The sequence below is a fragment of the Chryseobacterium koreense CCUG 49689 genome, from assembly GCF_001045435.1.
GTDB lineage: Bacteria > Bacteroidota > Bacteroidia > Flavobacteriales > Weeksellaceae > Kaistella > Kaistella koreensis.
The window spans coordinates 1-6,119 of the sequence record NZ_LFNG01000047.1 but is presented as its reverse complement, the minus strand read 5'-3'; the positions used below and the strand labels follow the sequence as shown (position 1 = coordinate 6,119).

Annotated in this window: 9 protein-coding genes; 1 reads left to right on the top strand and 8 read right to left on the bottom strand. The window is 40.6% G+C overall.

All coding sequences use genetic code 11. From position 1 onward, the window contains the following. The 8 genes from ACM44_RS14570 to ACM44_RS14540 form a co-directional block, all read right to left on the bottom strand. Window positions 1–189 (bottom strand): hypothetical protein (locus tag ACM44_RS14570; protein ID WP_048500792.1); only part of this gene is annotated, 189 nt, incomplete at its 3' end. Between the two features lie 12 nt (window positions 190–201). Further along, window positions 202–375 carry a hypothetical protein gene (locus ACM44_RS15425; protein ID WP_160304069.1) on the bottom strand — a complete coding sequence of 58 codons (174 nt, stop codon included), beginning with the start codon at window positions 373–375 and terminating at the stop codon, window positions 202–204. Beyond that, the gene (locus ACM44_RS14565) at window positions 368–607 is read right to left on the bottom strand and encodes a hypothetical protein (protein WP_048500791.1); all 240 of its coding nucleotides are present in this window, start codon (window positions 605–607) and stop codon (window positions 368–370) included. Before ACM44_RS14565 ends, ACM44_RS15425 begins: the two co-directional genes overlap by 8 nt. A 5-nt stretch (window positions 608–612) precedes the next feature. Further along, window positions 613–1,008: a hypothetical protein gene (locus ACM44_RS14560; protein WP_048500790.1), complete on the bottom strand. Its 396-nt coding sequence runs from the start codon at window positions 1,006–1,008 to the stop codon at window positions 613–615. 18 nt (window positions 1,009–1,026) lie between these two features. Then, complete coding sequence (locus tag ACM44_RS14555) at window positions 1,027–1,653, bottom strand: AAA family ATPase (RefSeq protein WP_048500789.1); 627 nt, start codon at window positions 1,651–1,653, stop codon at window positions 1,027–1,029. Further along, a complete protein-coding gene (locus tag ACM44_RS14550; protein ID WP_048500788.1) occupies window positions 1,654–2,532 on the bottom strand; it encodes an ATP-binding protein in 879 nt (292 codons plus the stop codon). Window positions 2,533–2,549: 17 nt separating this feature from the next. Then, window positions 2,550–4,604, bottom strand: coding sequence for a hypothetical protein (locus tag ACM44_RS14545; RefSeq protein WP_048500787.1), 2,055 nt, complete (start codon window positions 4,602–4,604; stop codon window positions 2,550–2,552). A gap of 142 nt (window positions 4,605–4,746) precedes the next feature. Beyond that, window positions 4,747–4,962 carry a hypothetical protein gene (locus ACM44_RS14540; RefSeq protein WP_048500793.1) on the bottom strand — a complete coding sequence of 72 codons (216 nt, stop codon included), beginning with the start codon at window positions 4,960–4,962 and terminating at the stop codon, window positions 4,747–4,749. 97 nt (window positions 4,963–5,059) lie between these two features. Here ACM44_RS14540 and ACM44_RS14535 point away from each other — a divergent pair, with 97 nt between their 5' ends. Further along, on the top strand, window positions 5,060–5,470 hold the full coding sequence (locus ACM44_RS14535; protein WP_048500786.1) for a helix-turn-helix domain-containing protein: 411 nt from the start codon (window positions 5,060–5,062) through the stop codon (window positions 5,468–5,470). Window positions 5,471–6,119: the final 649 nt, after the last annotated feature.

Sequence of the window (6,119 nt, the reverse complement as noted above, 5' to 3'; positions counted from 1 at the left end):
TCGTTTAGCCTCACACTCTTTATTGGCAAACTTTGTCAAATCAAATATGATTTCAATCGGATTGCCTTGTGCAAAAAGTATAGTTGGACGCTTATTATCGTCGTTGGAATAGGTGCAAAAAAGCGTAGAACCTTTCGGGGCGTTTTTTACAAGTGCTTCAAACTGTTTTTCAAATTCTTCTGGTGTCATAAATCGTTTTTTTTAAAGTGTATTGTTTAGAATAATTAACTGTCTTTTGTGTTCTCTGAGTTCTTTCAGTCGGTCGTGGAGCTGATCGTAATCGGCTTTATCTTCAACCGTTTCCATTGCTTCCTTCGTGGTGCGGATCATCATATCCAGTACCGCTTCTGTGTATGGGAATTTTTCATTATCCATCGGTTTCTTCCGGGATTGGTTGATTTAATAATTCCAGCTCTTTTACAAAGATTCCATTCTGTTCTTCCGAACTTTCAATCTGGTTGATCATGAGCTGTGCCGCCTGTTGCAGATTGCAGTTTCGCAGATTGGTGAAATGTTCACCATCAAATGCCAGGAAAAGGCACGGAACTTTAGCATCACTCATTTTTTGAAGGATGTCCTTCACTTCTTGTTTTAACTCTTCTGTCATAATTTTTAATTGAGGTTAAATTGATATTTAGGTTTTGTTCTCTCTTTTGGTTTTACGGTTCGGATCAGCGAAGCCGGGTAATAGTTTTCCAGCTCCATCGCGAAGTCATACAGAAACTTGTAATACGTTTTGGCAGAATCCTGGATCTGGTTCATCATGTACCCGCCGTATTCATTGACCATCCTGTTTTCCACAAGGATTTGCCACTGTTTGTTGTAGTAGGCAAAAAGGCTTTCATTTGAAATCAGGTCGCGGTCCTTATGATAGAACTTCAGCGCCATGGCTTCACACCAGGTGACAAAAAACTGATGGATCAGATTATCGTAACCCCAGTCATTGTAACCCAGCGCTTTTTTTACCAGCATGCGATTTGGGTTGTTTGGGTTGGTGATTGTTTTCATTGTTGTGAATTGTTTTTTTTACTTAATAATATCAGATCCGTGTAGAATCATTGCTTTTTCCTGATCGATAACGAACTGGCCGCCGGTGGTTCTGCCGCCTACTGTGGCAACCAAACCCTGAACTCTTACAATTCTGTCCGCCATTCTCTTGATCATCTTCGCTGTGGCGGTATAAGGTTCGCCGCGTTCCTCATGAGCTAAGAAAATAAATAGCTTATCCGGGTTTTCTTTTACCAGTTCCTGCAGACCGCCGTTTTTCAGTTCATCACTGTAAAAAGTCACATTATCGATGAATACCAGTTTCGGTGCGTAGCGCTTTTTAAGCGATTCCCGAAGCTCCGCGAGTGGCAGATAACCGTAGGCTTTGAACTTCTTGTTTTTTGGGTCAAAATGCGCCCTTTGGATCACTTCCTGGAACGTTAATCCTAAACCCTCCTCCGCGGAGATATACAGTACCGGTTCAAGTGTGCTAAGGAATTGAGCCAGCAACATAGCGAACCACGTTTTTCCCTGCTTCTCTTCGCCGTAGATGATCCAAACCTTTCCGGTTCTTTCCGGCTTCCCGAAGATTTCCAGCCAGATACCCACGAGTTCCAGGATCTTCATTTTCCGGCTCAGAATGTTACTTACTGTGTAGGTCCTCATTTACGCCGAAATTTTAATGAGCGTTTCCAAATGACGCAGTGTAGCTTCTTTTTTTAAACATTGTTTTACCAAAGTTTCTACCGGTTGGGTTCCGGTGTGGTTGGCGGTGGCAACCTGCGTAAGCAATTCACTGTAAAATGCCTCTTTATCAAGTACTCCATTGGGCGTAAGCTGAATGAATTCGTCTGAAAATCGGCTGAAAATTTCAGCGAAACCAACTTTCTTGTTATTGATCCCTTTCTGGATCTTGTTTCTCAAACCATCGGCACCCATCATCAGCCATCCGCAGTTACCGTCGCATGAATTCCATAGCTCTTTCAGTTCCAGAAATGCGGTATATTCCAGGTCGCCGACTTCATCCAGGATAAAAACAGGGCTTTCGAGCTGATTGATGTAATACTTCAAATTCTCTTTTACGTCGATATACTTTCCTTTGTTATCGATTCCCAGTGTTTTGGCGAAATGTCTCACAAATAACTGTTTGCTTTTCGCCTGAGAACAGTCGATATAAAATGCGTTTCGCATCGTTTTCACGATATTTTTGGCGCTGAAAGTCTTGCCGATACCGCAAGCATCCACAAGGACCATGGAGCGGGCATACTGCTGACAGAAATGGATACTGCTTTCGATCTCTGTATATACTTTTGTTCGCACTACCTTCCAGCTGCTTTTCTTATTATTCACGCCCAGTTCTCTGCCGATCTGCAGCCATTGGCTTGGTGAGATAAGTCCGTCGATTTCGCCTTTATTCAGTCTGCTGAAAACAGCTCCATTAATTCCGTAGATCTTTGCAAACTGGCCGTCCGTTCCGCCGAAATTTGGGCGGCGTTCGAGTAATGCCGTTCTAACCTGCTGTTTGTACTCTAATGATAATTCCATGTTGTGTAATTTTATTGTTATTTAAAGAATGAGTTTTGCCAGCTTACGGATGGCACCATGGCCATTTTTTCAGCTTCATCGGTATCGATGATTTCAGCGTCTGTGGTTTGTGGCTGGAAACGGTTGTGCTCCATGCCCGGGATAAAGAATCCGTTTTTTGGTTCCGGTTTCGGCTGCTGGAAAATGTTGACCTTCATCAGTGCTTTTTCGTGGTGACGGATAAAACCTTCCACGGTGGAAACATAGCTGCTCTGGATCTCGCGGGCTTCATCATCAGCTGCTGTCCGTTCAATGACCGCTCTGTTGTATTTCGGCATTTCCTGCACTTCGCAAATGAATCTGCCTTCATAGAATGCGAGTGCTTTCATCACGTTTCCGGCGTTATCATCAAGCCAGTAAATATCAACTTCTTTCCCTTCAATTGATTTCATGACGTTAATCAGCGGTTCACCCAGACAGATCTGTCCGTTTTGCGCAATAGCGCGGGCTTTACCCTGTAATTTGATATATCCAGTGTTGCATGATGATTTCTGGTGATATCCCAGGAACGGAAGGATCGCTTTCCAGTTGGTTGGCTTCAGTTCCGGGTGTTGCATATCTCTAAAGTACTCCCAGCGTGTTTTTGTTGGATCTTCCATGTGTGAAGAATTATTGAGCTCATAAATATCCTCAATAGCACCTTGCACAATTTGATCATAAGGAATTTGAGGTACTTTTTCATTTCCTTCCTGATTTGATTCTGATTTCGCATGCGGTCGAGCCAACCAACCTGGACGTTTTTTCTCAATATTATACCTGAGGATTCCATTATCGCGCTCAATACGTTTTCCTCGCGCATTATTTGCTTCAATTCTCACATTCTGGAACATATATCCTTCCTGAAGGAAAGTCTTTGTAAAACTGCTGTTTAATGAACTTTCGGCTTCAAGGCCGTCTGGAAGGTTGAAACCCCATTCAGTATAATTACGTACCATTTGCCGGTAAAACTCAATGATTATCCCATCCTTTGTCTTTCCGTGTACAAATGTGGTAATGCAACCAGATGCTACATCCAGCCCGTTGTAAAACCAAACCCGGTTTCCGTCAAGATCTTTGAATGGTGGTTGGCGGTCATCGATAGAAATAAGTGATCCTGCGAATTTTGGTCGCTCCAGTTGATGAGGCGGTTTAAATTGCCCCATATACTTTTGGCGGTCGCCGGATCTCTGCTTGTAAGTTGCTGCTTTGTTTTCCCAGGAAGACAGATAAAGGCGTACTGTGCTTTCAGATAGTTTTGGGAATCCTTTTGGATCGTAGATTTCGCCGGTATCTTCGTTATAGACCTGTGCATATCCGCTTAAAAATGCTTCGTAAGCTCTGTAAATCTCGGTTGCGGTTGGTTTATGCGAAATATTGGCAAATAATCCGTTAAGGATCGCTTCCGTAACATCATCCACAATTCTGGCATTCTGTTTCCTTTTTCCTTCGATATCTTTAATGATCGCTGCGAAATTGTAAGGCCATTCATTAAACGGCGTTGAAAAGTCGTTTAAAGCTTCTTTAAAACGGGTTGGATGCGTCGGCAGATTGTGCTGAATATCGAATCTTTTTAAAAGGATCGCATTGAATGAATTGCTTTCTTCACACAGGAAGGTGTTAAGGCCTTTCAGCGACATTCCTAATTTCACACGCTCGATCTGGTGTTTATCACGAAGCTTCAGAATACTGATCAGTACACTTGCATTCGTAATATATCGCTGCTGTTCATCCGGGTTAAGATAAGATCCGTCCGGGCGCTTGAAGTTGGTATAAAAATCAACTGCCACAGAATCGGTTTTGTAGAAATACAGCAGATTGTGTTCTACTTTGCGCGGATCACCCAGTTTCTGCTGGATGTGATTGGGAAGTGAATCGAAATCGATGATCAGCTTCCTGCTCTTACCACCGCCGCGCTGCAACGCCTTAACACCGAACTGATTGTTTCGGTTTCGGCTGATTTCAACCGACAGGCACGCCTGGTTCTTCCAGAATTCCGGAATAAGCTCTTCCGGAAATACCGCGACAGTATTTGTATGGTTCCAGAAATGTGGCATAGCTACACAGATAATTCGTTATTAAAAGACTTTGTGCTGGTCCAGGTGATCAGACCACGTAAGATAGAATGCTGTGTTCTTACTTCCACTTTACTCCCATTTAATGGGTAAAATGTGTGTCTTGTGAATGAGTAAATGAATTTCATATCGGGTTATTTTTAAAGTGTTGTAAAGCCTGTTTTGTTGGGTTACACAGCTCGTGGTATTTCTTGGCGATCGTGTCGGCGGTTAAGCTGTGTTTCTCTTTCCTGATGCATTGCCTAACGAATTGCGTGGAGACTCCAAACTCCACAGAAATCGCATTGATGATTTCCGTATTGTAGGATTGTCTTTTTTTTGTAGGTTTGTCTGTTTTCATTTTTGTTTCAATTATGAAGCAAAGAAAGGAATATATTTCCATTTAAAAAAATAAAAATGGAAAATATTTCCACTTTTTAAATAAAAATACACATGTCATGACCATCGGAAACAGAATTAAGGAAGCCAGAGAGCTGGTGAAACTTAGCCAGAAAGAAGTCGCCAACAGGCTTGAAATGGATCCTTCACAATTTTCTAAAATAGAAAAGGGTAAGGTCATGCCTACACTATTGCAAATTGTGGAAATAAGCAAGATTTTGAAAAGATCCCTGGATTGGCTGGTCACCGGTGAGGCTCCAGAAGCGGAGGAACAGCCAATTGATTATAAAAACTTATATGAATTAGCCAAACAAAATAATGTACTGCTAAGCCAGGTGATCGATCTAAAGGACCAATTAGAAAAACTGAAGTCAGAAAATATCAGTTTACAAAATAAAAGATCAGAGGCGCAAAATGCTTATTCTTTGGTTGCTGAACCTATACCTGAACTAAAGAAAAGACCTAAGTAATATATCTTTTTTATTCTGATGGTCTTTATTAATTAGTATAATATATTGATAATCAGTATATATACAGATTAATAATAACTAAAATACAATGCAAATAAGCGTAACCAAACCCGCTTTTTATTCTGTTTTAATGGGTTATTTGCAGTAATAACGTTTGTTTCTGATTGCTTTTTTACTGTTAATTGTTAATCCAAGTGTTAATCCAAGTGTTAATCCACTGGAATTTACTTCCTTTTTTTTGAAGCTTATTTTCTGCGGATCACTTGCCGTTTTTTTTAGCTATCTGGAAAAAAAATAGTCTCAAAACAGCAGTTTTAAGACTTTAAATGGTAATATTAGTACCTTTGGCGGGAATATTATAGCAGATAGATTTAAACGGTAATTAAATGATGTTTAAAACGGTAATAAAATGGTAGCAAACAGTCATATTTTTACATTTCGTTTCATCCAACATGCAAAGCAAAAATACCCCGAAAGTGCTTTAAATATTGGCTTTTTTGGCTTTTTTGTTTACTGTTATATTATTACAAATAGTTTAAAGGGGTGTAAATTCACCTTGTTTATTTTTTACATATTGAATTTTTCCTCTTTTTCTGACCGTTCTGCTTGTTTGTTGAAGAATTTTATCTTTTTGATAATTAACTATTAG